Genomic DNA, 15,488 nt, shown 5'->3' on the forward strand with positions numbered 1-15,488 from the left:
GACGCCTTTATGTGGCGATTGACACACATTTTGAAACGACTGAATCGTTCAGTGACTGATTGTTGATATGCAGAGAACAGTTTTTTCGCGTAATTAACATTTATCCATGTGAGGCAACGATCTATTCTGGTCTCAAGCGCAACGAACTGAGCGCAACCGAACATCCAGGCAAATAAGGAGCCGATCATGAACACCGCATTCTCCCGTCGTATCTTCCTGGCCACCGTGGCCGCTGTTTCTGCTTCTGCAGCACTGTTGTCGGCCTCTCCGGCGGCCGCCGCGCAGGCTCAAGAGCCGTACACCAACGGTCAGGCCGTGACCCAGGCTGATCCGTACACCCAGGGCGCCGCCGCCAAGTTCGACGTCTACACCCAAGGCGCGGATCGCCAAGCCGATACCTACGGCTATCTGTCGTGGAAGAACGACCGCTTCGACCCGTACACTCAAGGTGCCGTCGGCAAGGCTGACCCGTACACCGACGGTGCACTGGCCAAGGCCGATCCGTACACCGACGGCGCCGCCGCCAAGTACGACGTCTATACGCAAGGTGCCGACCGTCAGGCTGACACCTACGGCTATCTGTCGTGGAACGGTGATGCCACCTATCCGACGAATGCCGCTTCACGTGCCTGATCTGCGCGCCGGATCAAGCCGCACCAAAGCAAAAGGGCCTTGAGGTTAAACCCAAGGCCCTTTTTGCTTGTGCGGCGTTTTCGCTGTTCGATCAGACCACGCCGGCTTCGTGTGCTTGCTGATCGGCGTGGTACGAGCTGCGCACCATCGCGCCCACGGCGGCGTGCGTGAAGCCCATTTCGTAGGCCTTCTCTTCGAACATCTTGAAAGTGTCCGGGTGCACGTAGCGCAGCACCGGCAGATGGTGACCCGACGGAGCCAGATACTGGCCGATGGTCAACATGTCGATGTCGTGCTCGCGCATGTCGCGCATGACTTCCAGGATTTCCTCGTCCGTCTCGCCCAGGCCGACCATCAGGCCGGATTTGGTCGGCACGTTCGGGTTGCGGGCCTTGAAATCCTTCAGCAGCTTGAGTGAATGCGCGTAGTCCGCACCCGGGCGGGCCTGCTTGTACAGGCGCGGCACGGTTTCGAGGTTGTGGTTCATCACGTCGGGCGGGCATTCCTGAAGGATGTCCAGCGCTTTCTCCAGGCGGCCGCGGAAGTCCGGCACCAGCACTTCGATGCGCGTGGCGGGCGACAGTGCGCGCGTGCGGGAGATGCAATCGACGTAATGCTGGGCACCGCCGTCACGCAGATCGTCGCGGTCGACGCTGGTGATGACTACGTAGTTGAGCTTGAGCTGGGCGATGGTCTTGGCCAGGTTCTCCGGCTCGTTCACGTCGAGCGGGTCGGGGCGGCCGTGGCCGACGTCGCAGAACGGGCAACGGCGCGTGCACTTGTCGCCCATGATCATGAATGTGGCCGTGCCCTTGCCGAAGCATTCACCGATATTCGGGCAGCTTGCCTCTTCGCACACCGTCACGAGGTTGTTGGCGCGCAGGATGTCCTTGATCTCATAGAACCGCGAGTTGCCGGTGGCGGCGCGCACGCGAATCCAGTCCGGCTTCTTGAGCTTCTCAGCCGGCACGATCTTGATGGGGATGCGCGCGGTCTTGTCGAGCGACTTCTGCTTGCGGGTGGCGTCGTACGGTTCGTTCGACAAGGTTGTGGCAGAGGAGGCGTCAACTGCGGCGCCAGTGGCGGAATCGGTCATCGTGTTCTCCGCGTGCGCTTGTGACACACGCTTGTCAGTCCTGCTTGCCAGTCGCTAGCTGAAAGCGGCCTCGGCGGGTTGCGCTTGCGCGCGTTGTTGCAATTGGGCGACCAGCGCATCGGCCAGTACGCGGGAAACGGTGTGCCAGTCGGTCGCATCGACCGCCTGCCCGGACGCATCACGGGCGCCGGCGGTCACCATGTCGACGGTCTCCAGGCCGGCGTAGCCACACGGATTGATCTGCGTGAAGGGCGACAGGTCCATCGCCAGATTCAGGCTCACGCCGTGATAGCTGCAGCCGTTACGGATCTTCAGCCCTAGCGCGGCGATCTTGGCGCCAGCATGCGGCCCGCTCGACAGGTAGATGCCGGGGGCGCCAGCCTTGCGTTCGGAGGCGACATTATACGTGGCGAGCGTCTCGATGACGGCCGCCTCGATGGCGTCAACCAGCGCCTTGACGAACAGCCCGCGGCGGCGCAGATCCAGCAAAAGGTAGGCAACGACTTGGCCGGGGCCGTGATAAGTGATCTGTCCGCCACGGTCGACTTTCACCAGGGGAATGTTGCCGGGCGCCAACAGATGCGCCGGATCGCCGGCCAGCCCGAGCGTGAACACCGGCGGGTGTTCGACCAGCCAGATTGTGTCGGGGGTGTCGGGACCGCGCTGAGCGGTGAACGTCTGCATCGCGTCGAAGCAGGCTGCATAGTCCTGCAAACCGCGTTCGACGATGTCAATCGGAATCATGCCCGCGAGTGTAGCGCAGCGCCGCCCAAGCCGCCCGGCGCCTTTGCCCGCTTTGCTCGCAGGGTCGGGCCAAAAAAAACGATGCCGACGCGATGAGAGGCATCGGCGTCGGCATCGGGCTTTTGCGACAGGTGCCGCAAAAGGAGGCTGGAACGGGTTTGGGACTCAGGCGGCTACGACGGGCGTATCGGCGTGCTCGTTCCAGCCGAGCGCTGCGAGCGTATGGCGCCAGCCATTCGTGACGTGCCACGGTTTGCGCGGCAAGTGGCCGTCGGTGGCTTCCACGGCCAGTGCGACGGGGCCGAGGGCTTTCGGGTCCACCGAAACGACGATTTCCTCGCCGCGCTTGACGGCAACGCTGCCGCCCGCATGCAGCCATTCGTCGCCGGCTTTGTTCTCATGCGTGATCCATACGTCGTGCCCGTAGGCTTCTTCGACGCGCAGATTCTGGTTGGCCGGCATGCGCAATGCCATGACTTCGCCGGGCTGCAGAGTGAATACAATTTTTGTTAGTACAGCTTTCATGATCGGCTCCTTCACGGCAATGGGACGGGGCCTTGCCGTTGAAGGAAGTCTAGGCGCTTGGTTGCCTTGTACCAAACGATATATATTGCGCTTCTTGATAGTGCAGTTCACATAAGAAAGCGCACAGCGCCACGAAAATCCGGAGGGAAAGATGACCGAAATCCGCGAACCCATGCGCTTGCCTTCACTTGGCGCGCTACGGGTGTTCGAGGCGGCGGCCCGCTATGAGAGTTTTTCGCGTGCGGCGACGGAGTTGTTTGTCACGCACGGCGCCGTCAGCCACCAGATGCGCACACTGGAAGAGGAGTTGGGGGTGCCGCTGTTCGAGCGGCGCGGCAAGCGCGTCATGCTTACGCACGCGGGCCGTGCCTATGCCGATCGGGTGCGCGAGGCGCTCGATCAGATTGCCCAGGCCACGCACCAGTTGCGCGCCGGCAACCGCGACAACCGTCTGGCTATCAGCACAATGCCATCGTTTGCGGCGCGCTGGCTGACACCGCATATCGGTACCTTCATCGAGCGCCATCCCGAGCTGGAGGTGGAGCTGTTCTCCAGTCCTGCGTTGGTCGACTTTGCGCGTGAAGAGATGGACGTGGCGCTGCGTATGGGGTCGGGCAACTATCCGGGCCTGTACGTGGAAAAGCTGCTGGACGACGTATTTTTCCCGATCTGCAGTCCGTCGTTCAATGGCGGGCGCCTGCCGCGCACGCTGGCCGAGATGGCCGGCATGACCCTGCTGCGCAGCGAGGGCGAGGCGTGGAAACCGTGGTTTGATGCGGCCGGCGTGGAGGGGTTTGTCGAGCCGCGCGGCGGGCTGATGTTCCAGGATTCGTCGCTGCTGTTACAGGCGGCGGCGGCCGGACAGGGCATTGCGCTGATCCGCCCGACGCTGGCCTTCAATGACCTGCTGACCGGTCGCGTGGTACGCCTGTTCGAGACGACGATCCCCTGCCCGTGGAACTACTACTTCGTGTGCCCGCACAGCGTGCTGCAGACACCCAAGATGCAGGCGTTCCGCACGTGGCTGCTGCCCGAGATCGCAGCCTTCAGGCTCAAACTGGCGGGGCTGATGAACGACAACACGATCTGTCTGGGGCACGTGCCCAAGGGCTGAGGCTTGGCGTCGTACAAGACAAAACGCCCCGGCAGAACCGGAGCGTTTGCTTGGTCGCGCAGCAGTGCGTTACAGCACGATCTTGACCATCGGATGGCTTGTCAGCGCCTGGTACAGCGCGTCGAGCTGTTCGCGGCTCGTCGCACGCACGATCACCGTCAGACCCAGATAGTTGCCGCTGGAAGACGGGCGTTTTTCCAGGCGTCCCTCGTGGAACTCCGGATCGTGCAGGCGGACGACCTCGACAATGGTCTGGGCAAAGTCGTCGTGCATCGGCCCCATCACCTTGATGGGGAAATCGCTCGGGTACTCAATGAGCGACTGTTCGGGCGGGATGTGGCCCGGCGGGGATGTGTGAGAGGAGGTCATGTCGAAGTAAATGAGGGCGATTACTTCTTTTTAAACCACAGCTTGACCGCGTCGATCGTGCGGCCGACAAAGCCGGCCTCGGGCACGCCTTCCAGCGCCACCACAGGAAATTCCGACACCACGGTCGAGCCATCCATCACCTTGACCGTGCCCAGCTGCTGGCCTTGCGCGATCGGGGCGATCAGCGGGTCGCGGCGCTCAAGCACCGGCTTCAGGCGGGAGCCGGCGCCCTTGGGCACGGTGATCCACTTCTCTTCCAGCACGCCCAGCTTCACGCTCTTGGCCTGACCCTTGTACACATCGGGCGTCTGCAACGCTTCCTTGGCCTGATACAGGCGCACCGTGTCGAAGAACTGGTAGCCATAGTTCAGGACCTTCAGGCTTTCCTGCGTGCGGATGGCGTCGCTTTTGGTGCCGACGATGACCGACAGCAGGCGGCGGCTTGCGCCCGGCACGTCCGGCAGCGGGCGGTTGGCCGATGTGACGAGGCAGTAGCCGGCCGACTTGGTGTGGCCCGTCTTGCCGCCATCGACGGTCGGATCAAGCCACAGCAGGCGGTTGCGGTTGGGCTGCTTGATGTTGTTATAGGTGAATTCCTTCTGCGAGTAGAACTTGTAGTCCTGCGGGAAATTCTTGATCAGCGCCGCCGTCAGGATCGAAAGATCACGTGCGGTGGAGTAGTGGTTTGGATCGGGCAGGCCAGCCGCGTTCATGAAGTGCGTGTTCTTCATGCCCAGGCGTTCGGCTTCGCGGTTCATCAGCATCACGAAGTTGGTCTCGGTGCCGCCCACGGCTTCGGCGAGCACAAGTGCCGCGTCGTTGCCCGACTGGATGATCAGCCCTTGTGTCATCTCGCGCACCGAGGCGGGCTTGCCCGCTTGCAGGAACATGCGCGACTCGTCGGTCTTGACGGCGCGCACGGTCTCGGTGGGCGTGATCATCTGGTCGTACTTGAGCTTGCCGTCGCGCACGGCTTCGAAGACCAGGTAGGCCGTCATCAGCTTGGTGAGCGAGGCGGGCTCGATGCGCTCGTCCATGTTGGAGCCGCCAAGCACCTGTCCGCTTGTCACGTCGGTCAGCATCCACGAGCGGGCCGCGACTTGCGGCGCGGGCACGGGTTGCGCCGCTGCGGGCAGCGCCGTGACGAGCACGGCGGCAGCCACAACGGTAGCGGCGGCGGATTGGAAGGCGAGGGGCGTGAAATGGGCGAAGCGGGTCTGCATGTCGGGTCCTGCGGTCTGCTTGGAGTTCAATGACGCCACATGCCCAGAAAAAAGCGGGGGGAGGCGTGGCGTCCGGAAAATCAACGGGTCAGTGTTACGGCTGTGGCGCCCAGGCGCCGGTAATGAGCTGCTTGATCAGGTGCAGCTTGCGGTGGAAGAAATGATCGGCGCCCGGGATGACGATCACGGGCAGCTCCTGCGGCCGCGCCCAGTTGAGCACGTCGATGAGCGGCACGGTGTCATCCTGCTCGCCGTGGATGATGATGGTATCGGCCGGTACAGGTGCCACATCCCAGCGCGAAGTGGCCGTGCCAACCAGCGCCAGGCGCTCGGCGGGTTTGCCGGCTTCGGCCAGGCGGCGCGCCACCTGCGACACCACAAAGCTGCCGAACGAGAAACCGCCCAGCGCCAACGGCAGCGTGGCCACGTTGGCGGACCACGCCGTCTGCGCACGCATCCAGTCGATCACGGCCAGCATGTCGTCTTGCTCGCCAATGCCGTTATCGTGCGTGCCTTCGGTCTTGCCCACGCCGCGGAAGTTCAGGCGCACCGTCGCATAGCCGAGGCCGACGAAGGTGCGTGCCAACGTCTGCGCGACCTTGTTGTCCTTGGTGCCGCCAAACAGCGGATGCGGATGGCCGATCAGCGCCAGGCCGCGCGGGGCGGTGTCCGGCAGATCAATCGAGAGGTCGATCTGCCCGACCGGGCCGGGAATCAGGCGTTCTTCGGTATGAACGTTCATGGAAAAGCAGATGCAGTAAAGCGCTGGCTCACGCGTTGGCAGGACGGTCGACCATCAGCCGTTCGACTGGTTTGCCTTCAATCAGATGGCTCTGGATGATCTCGTCGATGTCTTCCTTGTCGACAAAGGTGTACCAGACAGCCTCGGGGTAGACCACCATGACCGGACCGAGTTCGCAGCGGTCCAGGCAGCCTGCCTTGTTGATACGTACGCGGCCTTCGCCGTTGATGCCGAGTTCTTTGCAGCGCTTCTTGGCGTATTCCTGCATGGCCTTGGCGCCAAAATCGGCACAGCAGCGCGAGCCGTCCTCGCGTTCGTTCAGGCAGAAGAAAACGTGGTGCTGGTAGTGGCTGCTCATGGGCGGGCTGCGCGGTGCGGCGCGGGCTGTGATGCGGTGCGCGGGCAGGGCGTGAATGGCTTCCTGGCGTCGTGCACGCATGTGGATTTGCGTAACGAGCCGGCATTATACGGCCCCGATGGGCCCCCTCCTTCTGAATGCGGGCGCGAAACAACGGTGCCATGCTGCGTTGCAGCATGTTTTCCGAATGTCTGGACACCGGCGAGCGCTGATTCCGGGATTGACGACGGATAGGCCGGGTGCCATCGTAAGCACACCAAGCTGGCACAAGGGTTGGCGGGTGCCCGCAAGGAAAATTAACACTGGCATAGCCCTTGCAATAAGGAGCGACCTGCTGCGGGAAACGCCGGAAGCGTTGGCGCATCGAGGCAGGAGAGAGACCACACCAGGGCGGGTCGGACCGGGCGAGCAATCGAGCGCACGGCCGGTCTGTGACACTCGAGGAAGACATGAAAAAACCGTTCTACAAAATCCTGTACGTGCAGGTGCTGGCCGCCATCGTCATCGGTGTGCTGCTGGGTCATTACTCGCCCAAGCTGGCCGTGCAGATGAAGCCGCTGGGCGATGGCTTCATCCAACTGATCAAGATGGTGATCGGGCCGATCATCTTCTGTACGGTCGTCTCCGGCATTGCCGGCATGCGCGACATGAAGAAGGTGGGCCGCGTGGGCGGCAAGGCGCTGCTCTACTTCGAGGTCGTCTCGACTTTCGCGCTGATCATCGGTCTGGCTGCGGGCCACATCTTCAACCCGGGCTCGGGCTTTAACGTTGATGTGAACACCATCGACGCCAAGGCCGTCGCCCAATACGCCGCCAAGGCGCACTCGGCCAGCACGGTGGACTTCCTGCTGAACATCATCCCGAGCACGGTCGTGGAGGCTTTTGCCAAGGGCGACATCCTGCAGATCCTGCTGATCGCGCTGTTGTTTGGCGGTGCGCTGTCTGCCATGGGTAGCCGCGCGCAGGTCGTGACGGACTTCATCGACCAGATCGCGCACGTGTTCTTCCGCATCGTGCACATCATCACGCGCGTGGCCCCGATCGGTGCCTTCGGGGCGATGGCCTTCACCATCGGCAAGTACGGTGTGATCTCGCTGGTGCCGCTGCTCAAGCTGGTCGGCACGTTCTACCTGACGGCCATCATCTTCGTGGTGGTGGTGCTCGGCACCATTGCCAAGCTGACGGGCTTCAACATCTTCCGTTTTGTGGCGTACATCAAGGAAGAGTTGCTGATCGTGCTGGGCACGAGCTCATCGGAATCGGCGCTGCCGCACCTGATGGAGAAGATGGAGAAGCTGGGCTGCTCGAAGTCGGTGGTGGGCCTGGTTGTGCCGACCGGCTACTCGTTCAACCTGGACGGCACCAACATCTATATGACGATGGCGGTGATCTTCATCTCGCAGGCGCTGAACATTGAGCTGACCTGGACCCAGCAACTGACCATCCTGGCCGTCGCCATGCTGACGTCCAAGGGCGCTTCGGGCATCACCGGTGCGGGCTTCATCACGCTGGCTGCCACGCTGGCCGTGGTGCCGGACATTCCGGTGGCAGGTATGGTGCTGATCCTGGGTATCGACCGCTTCATGAGCGAGTGCCGCGCCCTGACCAACATCACCGGCAACGGTGTGGCGTGCGTGGTGATCTCGGCGTGGGAACGCGAGCTGGATCGCAGCAAGCTGGCCCAGGTGATGTCGGGCAAGCGCAGCGAGAACGTGCCGGCGACCCCGGCGGTTTGACCGGTGCGGCGGCGTACAGATGAGTGCGCCGCCGTATCAAACCGGTTTACTCCTGCGCCTCATAACGCCGCTGCGCCTCGGCGACGATGCGTTGCCACTCGCAGCGGGTCGTGCGCTCCTTGCATATCTGGATCAGAAGGTCGCCAAGGTCGCGATGCTGTCTGGCAATGCCGAGCCGCCCTTTGATCAGCCGCAATGCCTGTTGCAGGCGTGTCACGCGAGCCCTGGCCTTGCCTTGTTCCTGTGAGCCGGGCGGAGATCTCATCGCTGATTGTTCAGCCGCCACGAGCGCGCGCACTAGATCGGCGCGTTGCTGTTCAAGCGATGCGCGTTCGCGGTTGATCGTGGCGTGTGTCTTGTGGATTGGTGACGGCGTTTGCTCGGGGTGAGCAGGGGCATGGCGCATCGTGGCGGCCTCCTGTGACAGGATTGACATACCCGCCCCCGACGCCAATCGGGTGGCCGGGCACAAGGCAAGGTTGGCGTTCCGGCGTCACAGGCAACCGGCGAGCGCAAGCGCTCCCTCACCAAGGCCCGACCGCAGAGGCGCTTGATGAACGGGCGTAAAAAAACCGCCAAACGGCGGTTGCCCGCCTGTGACAATCCTGGACGCCAATCCAGGGTCACGTTGTTTGCGTGACCGTTGAAGTATAGCGCACGGGTGGTGCAGCCTTGGATGGTTCCGGGCGGCGCGACAAGACCAAGGTCGGGCTGCGCAGTTCGATCGTGAACAAATTTGGAAAGCGTATGATCGCGGAGCCAGTCCTTCCGGACGGCCCCGCTTCTTTTTGAGGCGTTTCCTCGTGAAGCAACTCGGCACGACGGCCCCGGAAGGCAAGGTGACACTCACCGCCGTCCACTTCCAGCCGATGTCCGATCCCGATTTCCCGTTCTCCAGCGCCTCCGGCTCGCGACGCGGGTTCTGGTGGCTGGTGGCGGCCGGGCTCGTGGCGGTGATGGCCGTGGTATGCGCCGCCACGTTTGTGGTGGCCTGGAACCGGGGGCTCGCGCAGGCGCAGCAGGCCGCCGGCGCACGTGTCGACCGCTATGCCGCCAACCTCAAGAGCACGCTCGACCGCTACGAATACCTGCCGGCACTGGTGGCGCTGCATCCGTTCATCCACGATCTGCTGGCGGATCCGACGCCCGCCAACGTCGAGCGCGCCAACCGCTATCTGCGTGAAGTCAACGACCGCGCCCACGCCACCGCCACCTACGTGATCGCCCCGAGCGGCAAGGCGCTGGCCGCATCCAACTACAACCAGCCCGACAGCTTTGTCGGCGCAGAATACCGGTTCCGGCCGTATTTCCAGCAGGCAGCGGACGGCCACGTCGGGCGCTTCTACGGCATCGGCATCACGCGCGAAGAGCCGGGCTATTACATCTCGCAGCCCGTCATGCAGGATGGGCGCGTGATCGGCGTGACAGTCGTCAAGCTCAACCTCGAATGGTTCGGCCGCGCGAGCCACGACGCATCCGAACCCGTGATGGTGGCCGACGAGAACGGCGTGATCTTCCTGTCGTCTGTACCCGCTTGGCAGTACCGCACCGTCGAGCCGCTCACGCCCAGGCTGCAGGCGCAGTTGAAAGCGACGCGCCAATATTTCCGCAAGCACATCACGCCGCTGCCGCTGCAACCCGAGACGCCGGCCTTTCTGCGATTGACCGGTCAATTGCCGGAAGGCGCCGAGCTCATCCGCGTGGGCGATCGCACGAACGCTACGCGTTATCTGCAGGTCTCGCGCGATCTGGTCGAACCCGACTGGACGTTGATGTACCTCACCCCCGTTGACCCGGTGATGAGCGCCGCGCGCAGCGCTACCGTGGCAGCGGCGTTTGCCTTTGCGTTTGCGTGTCTGCTGCTGTTCTACTGGCGCCAGCGCCGCTTGCGCATGATGGAAATGCTGCGCAGCCGCCGAATGCTCGAAACCGCCTATGACCAGCTCGAGCGCCGCGTCGAAGACCGCACCGCCGACCTGATGGCGACCAATGAGCAGCTTCAGCATGAGATTGTCGACCGCTCGCGCGCCGAGGCTGAACTGCGCGCCACGCAGGACGAACTCGTGCAGGCCAGCAAGCTCGCCGCGCTCGGCCAGATGGCTGCCGGTATCACGCACGAACTTAACCAGCCACTGGCCGCATTACGCACGTTCTCCGACAACACGCGCATCCTGCTCGAACGCGGTCAGCACGGTGCGGCCACCGACAACCTGCAGGCGATTGCCGACCTGACCGAGCGCATGGGCAAGATCACCGCGCAGCTCAAGCTGTTTGCGGGCCGTTCGCGCCGCAAGGTGGTGGATGTGCAGGTGCGCGTGGCGCTGGATCACACGCTGGCGCTGCTGCGTCCGCGCCTGGGCGATGTGCGATTGGAGTTGCGCTGGCGCATTCCCGAGGTTGAAGCCATTGTGCGTGCCGATGAACTGAAGCTCGAGCAGGTGCTGATTAATCTCGTTGGCAACGCACTCGATGCCATTAGCACCAACGGGAGCGCACTCTCGGGTCGCATCGACATCGACATCGGCCCCGCAGACGGCGCCTCGTCGCAACTCAGCATCGCCGTGCGCGACAACGGCCCCGGCATTCCGCCCGACGCCATGCCGCACCTGTTCGAGCCGTTCTTCACCACCAAAGAGATCGGCCAGGGGCTGGGCCTCGGGCTGGCAATCTCTACCAGCATCGCGCGCGACTTTGGGGGCTCGCTGTCGGCGGCGAACATGCCGGGCGGCGGGGCGCAATTTACGCTGACATTGCTGCGCGCCGAAGTCACCTCCGCGGCGTCCACCTGATCCGTTTTCCACACAGATACGAACCATGTCCGAAGGCTTGAACGTTCTTTTCATTGAAGACGACCCGCCTGTGCGCCAGGCCACCGCGCAAAGCCTGGAGTTGGCCGGCTTCAACGTGCAGGCGTTTGGCAGCGCCGAAGAAGCCGTCGGCAAGATCGACGCCAATTTCCCCGGCGTGGTCGTGAGCGATCTGCGCTTGCCGGGCGCCAGCGGCCTGGACGTGCTCGCGCACTGCCAGTCGTACGGCACGGGGATTCCCGTGGTGCTTGTGACGGGTCATGGCGACATCACCATGGCCGTGCAGGCGATGCGCGACGGCGCGTTCGACTTCATTGAGAAGCCGTTCCCCGCCGAGCGCCTGACCGAGACCGTGCGCCGTGCCGTAGAGCGCCGCGCGCTGGAGCTGGAAAACCGCGCGCTGCGCCGCGAGCTGGCCGGCCCGGCGGCGGGCACGCGCATCATCGGGCGCTCACCCGCGATGGGCGCGGTGCGTGCGCTGATCGAGAACGTTGCAACCACCGATGCGCCGGTACTCATCAATGGTGAAACCGGCACGGGCAAGGAGCTTGTGGCACGCAGTCTGCACATGCTCTCGCCACGCCACGACAAGCCGTTCATCGCGCTCAATTGCGGTGCGGTGCCCGAACAGATCTTTGAAAGCGAGATGTTTGGCCACGAAGCGGGCGCCTTCACGGGTGCGGGCAAGCGGCGCATCGGCAAGCTGGAGCACGCATCCGGCGGCACGCTGTTCCTCGACGAAATCGAGAGCATGCCGATTGCGCTGCAGGTCAAGCTGTTGCGCGTGTTGCAGGAAGGCGCGCTGGAGCGCCTGGGCTCAAACACGTCGGTGCGCATCGATGTGCGGATCGTCGCGGCCGCCAAGGGCGACATGGAAGCGTTGATCGACGCGGGCGGTTTCCGGCGTGATCTGTACTACCGCCTGAACGTCGTTGCCATTGACCTGCCGCCGCTGCGCGAGCGCCGCGAAGACATCATCCCGTTGTTCGAGCACTTCCTGCTCGAGGCCGCTGTGCGCTATCAGCGTCCGCTGCCGATGCTGGCCGAGCGTCAGCGCCACGAGCTGATGCAATCGAGCTGGCCCGGCAACGTGCGCGAACTGCGCAACGCGGCAGACCGCCTCGTACTCGGTGTCGGCCGCACGCCGGTTGTGCCCGATGCGTCGGAAGACGGCATGCCGCTCAAGGAGCGCGTTGAGCGCTACGAGCGTACGGTGATTGCCGAAACGCTGGCGCGCACAGGCGGCTCGGTGCACCAGGCGGCGGATATTCTGCAGGTAGGGCGCGCGACGCTGTACGACAAGATCAAGCGGTACGGCCTGTAATGCGCAAACACCTGGCAGCGGCCAGGCGTTTTTCTTTGGCGCTTAACCGAGGATGGGATGGGCGTCTGCCACCGGATACCCACGTTCGTCCGTTGGAATTCGCTGCGTCTGGAACGCAATCAGCAGCGCCTGAAACTTGCCGTCGATTTCCACGATGACCGCGCCGTCCTGATGCGTGCCGTTCTCACGTGAATGGTCTTTAACACCCTGCGTGTGCACGACCGGGTTGCCCTGGTTCATGTGCGTTTCGTGCAGACCATCCTGCTGCGGCTCGAACAGGTAACCGAAACCGTACACGGTGACATCGCTGCGTGGCGGCCAGCCCTTGCGGTCATCGTCGCCTGAGCTGCCGTGGTAGATGTAGTCGATCGGCGCGGCGGTGCGATCCAGCATCAGCATGTCGTCGACAAGCGCGTTGATGTCGTTGTGCTCCGTTGCTGTATCGAGCGCGATTGGCCGCATGTTCGGGAAGTCGGCCAGCCCCGCATCACGCACATAGTCCAAGCGCGGGAAATCGCTCTGGTGCAAGCCGGGTGCGAGCGCCGCAAGGGCACTGGTGATCGGCAACTGCAGATCTGTCGTCCATTGATACAGCACGTGGTAACCCGCAGCGCCAGCACCCGGCATGCTCGAATCGGATTTCACGTTGGCAAGCACGACAAACTCAGAGCCATCCGGCGCTTGCGCCACGATCGCGTAGTGCGGATTGCCGTTGTAGCCCTCCAGATACGGCACGCCGAACTTCAGCTTGCCTTTGAACATGCAGTAGTGATTGGCCATGCGCTTGCTCCATCCAGCAGTTTGTTCACGAGCCGGCATTGCAGCAGGCCAGCGTGAACTCAGTGTGGAACAGGCGTCGTCCGAAAACAAAAACACCCGGTTGGTGCCGGGCGCTTTGTTTGGATGGGGAATGAGTCGCTCAGGCCTGCTTGCCCAGCGTCTGTTTGAGCAGCGCGTCGAACGACGACCACTCGGGCTCGCCTACGTAGCGCTTGAGGATGCGCCCATCGCGGTCGACGAGGAAGGTGGTTGGCGTGAGCTGCACGTCACCGAAGGCCTTGGCGGCGGAGCCGTCGGCGTCCATCGCCACCTTGAACGGCAACTGGCGTGTCTGGCTGAAGTTCATCACGTACATCGGCGCGTCGTAGCTCATCGCGACGGCCACGTATTCCAAGCCTTCGCCCTTGTACTTGTTGTACGTCTGGACCATGTTGGGCATTTCCTTGATGCACGTGGCGCAGCTCGTTGCCCAGAAGTTGACGAGGTAGACCTTGCCCTTCAGGTCTTGCGTGGAGAGCTTTTGCCCATCAAGCAGCGTGAAGGTTGCGGCGGGTACCTGTTGCGATGGCAAGAACGCACGCCAGCCGAACCAGCCGGCCACGGCCACTACCAGCACGATTACGGGCAGCAGCCAGCGGCGGCCGCCGGACGTGGCGGTAGCGGGTGTTGCGGCTGCGGGGGAAGTCAGGGTCGAGGCCATGTCGGCAACGGGTCCGAAAGGGAAAGACAAAGTTCTATTGTAGGCCTGCTATGCCAGCGCCGCATGCCCGCCGCGACAATCCGTCCATAGCGCGATGCTTGCATCACTTATTGTTGGTGAGGGCCGCTTCGTACAAGACCAGGTCAGCGGCGGAAAAACAGCAGAAAGTGATGGTGTCCAGGTTTGCACCATGCTCGCGCGCCGCACGCACGGCAATCGGCGTGGCCAGTTGCGGCGGGAAGCCGTATACCCCGGTGCTGATGCATGGAAACGCGATGCTGCGCAGGCCGTGCTGGCGCGCCAGTTCGAGGCTGTTGCGGTAGCACGCGGCCAGTAACGCCGCCTCGTCCTGCCGGCCGCCGCGCCAGATCGGCCCAACAGTGTGGATGACATGGCGCGCTGGCAGGCGAAAGCCCAGCGTGAGTTTGGCTTCCCCGGTGCGGCAGCCATGGAGTGCCCGGCACGCCTCAAGCAACTCCGGCCCGGCCGCGCGATGGATGGCACCGTCTACGCCTCCTCCGCCCAGCAGCGAACTGTTGGCCGCGTTGACGATGGCGTCGCAGTCGAGCGTGGTGATGTCGGCACGTAAGGCGTGCAAGGTGACGGTCGGGGGTGGCATGGCCGGGTTCTGGAAGTTGAAGAGCGGAGAGCGGATATCTCTGTCCTCTGTCCGATAATAGGCGGCTCAGAAGCGGACCGAGATGCGGGCCGACAACCTACAGGAGGCGATGTGGCAGTCATGGCAACGGCAGGCTGGCGGATGGGGTTGGGCGTGGCGGCGTGTGCACTGCTGATGGCCTGCGCGCCCAAGTACGATTGGCGCACGGTCCATTCCAACGAAGGTGCTTACGCTGTGGACTACCCCGCCAAGCCCACCGCCGAAGCCCGCCCCATCGCCATCAATGGCCAGCGCATGCCGATGATGATGCAAGCCGCCAGCGTCGACAGCACGCTGTTCGCCATCGGCGTGGTGGAGCTGCCTGCAGATGATCCAGTCTGGCGCCAGCGCGCCGTGCAGGCGCTGCGCAACGGCCTGTCGGCCAACCTGAAGGGCAATGTGACCGCGCGCGATATCGCCGTGCAAACTGCTGCGCAACCGCCATTGTCATTACCGGCGGTGGAATTAATCGCCCAGGGCGTTGGCGGAGATGACCCTGCACCGCGCCGGCTGACCGCCCGTGTGGTCGCCACGGGCAAGCGGGCCTACCAGGCTGTCGTGCTGGAATCGGGCGATGCCGCGCGCGACGCGCGCCAGCAGGAACAGGTTGACCAGTTTCTCGCCAGCTTTCACCCCTACTAGGCTTCGACGGCCCAGAGCGGGCGCAAGCGCACTGGCC

General features: G+C 63.5%; 17 protein-coding genes. 6 read left to right on the plus strand and 11 right to left on the minus strand.

Annotated elements, in window-relative coordinates; all coding sequences use genetic code 11:
• The first annotated feature begins 186 nt into the window (after positions 1–186).
• Positions 187–633 carry a hypothetical protein gene (locus PSUB009319_RS19075; protein WP_124383771.1) on the plus strand — a complete coding sequence of 149 codons (447 nt, stop codon included), beginning with the start codon at positions 187–189 and terminating at the stop codon, positions 631–633.
• A 91-nt stretch (positions 634–724) separates the two neighbouring features.
• On the opposite strand, the gene lipA is transcribed toward PSUB009319_RS19075, so the two are convergent.
• The 3 genes from lipA to PSUB009319_RS19090 form a co-directional block, all read right to left on the minus strand.
• Complete coding sequence (gene lipA, locus PSUB009319_RS19080) at positions 725–1,729, minus strand: lipoyl synthase (RefSeq protein WP_124383772.1); 1,005 nt, start codon at positions 1,727–1,729, stop codon at positions 725–727.
• 54 nt (positions 1,730–1,783) lie between these two features.
• Complete coding sequence (gene lipB / locus PSUB009319_RS19085; protein WP_124383773.1) at positions 1,784–2,473, minus strand: lipoyl(octanoyl) transferase LipB; 690 nt, start codon at positions 2,471–2,473, stop codon at positions 1,784–1,786.
• 165 nt (positions 2,474–2,638) lie between these two features.
• The gene (locus PSUB009319_RS19090; RefSeq protein ID WP_124383774.1) at positions 2,639–2,998 is read right to left on the minus strand and encodes a DUF2917 domain-containing protein; all 360 of its coding nucleotides are present in this window, start codon (positions 2,996–2,998) and stop codon (positions 2,639–2,641) included.
• A gap of 151 nt (positions 2,999–3,149) precedes the next feature.
• Between PSUB009319_RS19090 and PSUB009319_RS19095 the strand changes: the two genes are divergently transcribed.
• Positions 3,150–4,112, plus strand: coding sequence for a transcriptional regulator GcvA (locus PSUB009319_RS19095; protein ID WP_124383775.1), 963 nt, complete (start codon positions 3,150–3,152; stop codon positions 4,110–4,112).
• A gap of 69 nt (positions 4,113–4,181) precedes the next feature.
• Here the strand turns inward: PSUB009319_RS19095 and PSUB009319_RS19100 are convergent, their stop codons facing one another.
• From PSUB009319_RS19100 to PSUB009319_RS19115, 4 genes are all read right to left on the minus strand, one after another.
• Entirely contained in the window at positions 4,182–4,481 is a 300-nt protein-coding gene (locus PSUB009319_RS19100) for a YbeD family protein (protein WP_124383776.1), read from the minus strand.
• A gap of 20 nt (positions 4,482–4,501) precedes the next feature.
• Positions 4,502–5,704 (minus strand): D-alanyl-D-alanine carboxypeptidase family protein, encoded by a 1,203-nt coding sequence (locus tag PSUB009319_RS19105; protein ID WP_124383777.1) that lies wholly within the window; start codon positions 5,702–5,704, stop codon positions 4,502–4,504.
• A gap of 94 nt (positions 5,705–5,798) precedes the next feature.
• Entirely contained in the window at positions 5,799–6,446 is a 648-nt protein-coding gene (locus PSUB009319_RS19110; RefSeq protein ID WP_124383778.1) for an alpha/beta hydrolase, read from the minus strand.
• Between the two features lie 28 nt (positions 6,447–6,474).
• A complete protein-coding gene (locus tag PSUB009319_RS19115) occupies positions 6,475–6,804 on the minus strand; it encodes a ferredoxin (protein WP_027678378.1) in 330 nt (109 codons plus the stop codon).
• Between the two features lie 449 nt (positions 6,805–7,253).
• On the opposite strand from PSUB009319_RS19115, the gene PSUB009319_RS19120 reads away from it, so the two are divergent.
• Positions 7,254–8,540, plus strand: a complete 1,287-nt coding sequence (locus tag PSUB009319_RS19120; protein ID WP_124383779.1) for a dicarboxylate/amino acid:cation symporter — start codon at positions 7,254–7,256, stop codon at positions 8,538–8,540.
• 46 nt (positions 8,541–8,586) lie between these two features.
• Here the strand turns inward: PSUB009319_RS19120 and PSUB009319_RS19125 are convergent, their stop codons facing one another.
• Positions 8,587–8,976, minus strand: a complete 390-nt coding sequence (locus tag PSUB009319_RS19125) for a hypothetical protein (protein ID WP_124383780.1) — start codon at positions 8,974–8,976, stop codon at positions 8,587–8,589.
• Between the two features lie 433 nt (positions 8,977–9,409).
• Between PSUB009319_RS19125 and PSUB009319_RS19130 the strand changes: the two genes are divergently transcribed.
• Together PSUB009319_RS19130 and PSUB009319_RS19135 are read left to right on the plus strand one after the other, a co-directional pair.
• Positions 9,410–11,329, plus strand: a complete 1,920-nt coding sequence (locus PSUB009319_RS19130; protein WP_260393054.1) for a sensor histidine kinase — start codon at positions 9,410–9,412, stop codon at positions 11,327–11,329.
• Positions 11,330–11,354: 25 nt separating this feature from the next.
• Positions 11,355–12,671, plus strand: a complete 1,317-nt coding sequence (locus tag PSUB009319_RS19135; protein WP_124383782.1) for a sigma-54 dependent transcriptional regulator — start codon at positions 11,355–11,357, stop codon at positions 12,669–12,671.
• A gap of 42 nt (positions 12,672–12,713) precedes the next feature.
• On the opposite strand, the gene PSUB009319_RS19140 is transcribed toward PSUB009319_RS19135, so the two are convergent.
• The 3 genes from PSUB009319_RS19140 to PSUB009319_RS19150 all read right to left on the minus strand — a co-directional run bounded on the left by PSUB009319_RS19140 (position 12,714) and on the right by PSUB009319_RS19150 (position 14,770).
• Positions 12,714–13,451 (minus strand): DUF2278 family protein, encoded by a 738-nt coding sequence (locus PSUB009319_RS19140; protein WP_124383783.1) that lies wholly within the window; start codon positions 13,449–13,451, stop codon positions 12,714–12,716.
• A 139-nt stretch (positions 13,452–13,590) separates the two neighbouring features.
• The gene (locus PSUB009319_RS19145) at positions 13,591–14,151 is read right to left on the minus strand and encodes a TlpA disulfide reductase family protein (protein WP_124383784.1); all 561 of its coding nucleotides are present in this window, start codon (positions 14,149–14,151) and stop codon (positions 13,591–13,593) included.
• A gap of 103 nt (positions 14,152–14,254) precedes the next feature.
• On the minus strand, positions 14,255–14,770 hold the full coding sequence (locus PSUB009319_RS19150) for an O-acetyl-ADP-ribose deacetylase (RefSeq protein ID WP_124383785.1): 516 nt from the start codon (positions 14,768–14,770) through the stop codon (positions 14,255–14,257).
• Between the two features lie 111 nt (positions 14,771–14,881).
• Between PSUB009319_RS19150 and PSUB009319_RS19155 the strand changes: the two genes are divergently transcribed.
• The gene (locus tag PSUB009319_RS19155) at positions 14,882–15,451 is read left to right on the plus strand and encodes a hypothetical protein (protein ID WP_124383786.1); all 570 of its coding nucleotides are present in this window, start codon (positions 14,882–14,884) and stop codon (positions 15,449–15,451) included.
• Positions 15,452–15,488 lie beyond the last annotated feature (37 nt).

Source organism: Ralstonia sp. SET104, assembly GCF_003851545.1.
In the GTDB taxonomy this organism is placed as follows: Bacteria; Pseudomonadota; Gammaproteobacteria; order Burkholderiales; family Burkholderiaceae; genus Ralstonia.

Coding starts and splice junctions, on each gene's coding strand:
- PSUB009319_RS19110 (WP_124383778.1), bottom strand. CDS start 6,446: ATGAACGTTCATACCGAAGAACGCCTGATTCCCGGCCCGGTCGGGCAG.
- PSUB009319_RS19145 (WP_124383784.1), bottom strand. CDS start 14,151: ATGGCCTCGACCCTGACTTCCCCCGCAGCCGCAACACCCGCTACCGCC.
- PSUB009319_RS19125 (WP_124383780.1), bottom strand. CDS start 8,976: ATGTCAATCCTGTCACAGGAGGCCGCCACGATGCGCCATGCCCCTGCT.
- PSUB009319_RS19095 (WP_124383775.1), top strand. CDS start 3,150: ATGACCGAAATCCGCGAACCCATGCGCTTGCCTTCACTTGGCGCGCTA.
- PSUB009319_RS19120 (WP_124383779.1), top strand. CDS start 7,254: ATGAAAAAACCGTTCTACAAAATCCTGTACGTGCAGGTGCTGGCCGCC.
- PSUB009319_RS19115 (WP_027678378.1), bottom strand. CDS start 6,804: ATGAGCAGCCACTACCAGCACCACGTTTTCTTCTGCCTGAACGAACGC.
- PSUB009319_RS19075 (WP_124383771.1), top strand. CDS start 187: ATGAACACCGCATTCTCCCGTCGTATCTTCCTGGCCACCGTGGCCGCT.
- PSUB009319_RS19090 (WP_124383774.1), bottom strand. CDS start 2,998: ATGAAAGCTGTACTAACAAAAATTGTATTCACTCTGCAGCCCGGCGAA.
- PSUB009319_RS19100 (WP_124383776.1), bottom strand. CDS start 4,481: ATGACCTCCTCTCACACATCCCCGCCGGGCCACATCCCGCCCGAACAG.
- lipA (WP_124383772.1), bottom strand. CDS start 1,729: ATGACCGATTCCGCCACTGGCGCCGCAGTTGACGCCTCCTCTGCCACA.
- PSUB009319_RS19150 (WP_124383785.1), bottom strand. CDS start 14,770: ATGCCACCCCCGACCGTCACCTTGCACGCCTTACGTGCCGACATCACC.
- PSUB009319_RS19135 (WP_124383782.1), top strand. CDS start 11,355: ATGTCCGAAGGCTTGAACGTTCTTTTCATTGAAGACGACCCGCCTGTG.
- PSUB009319_RS19140 (WP_124383783.1), bottom strand. CDS start 13,451: ATGGCCAATCACTACTGCATGTTCAAAGGCAAGCTGAAGTTCGGCGTG.
- lipB (WP_124383773.1), bottom strand. CDS start 2,473: ATGATTCCGATTGACATCGTCGAACGCGGTTTGCAGGACTATGCAGCC.
- PSUB009319_RS19130 (WP_260393054.1), top strand. CDS start 9,410: ATGTCCGATCCCGATTTCCCGTTCTCCAGCGCCTCCGGCTCGCGACGC.
- PSUB009319_RS19105 (WP_124383777.1), bottom strand. CDS start 5,704: ATGCAGACCCGCTTCGCCCATTTCACGCCCCTCGCCTTCCAATCCGCC.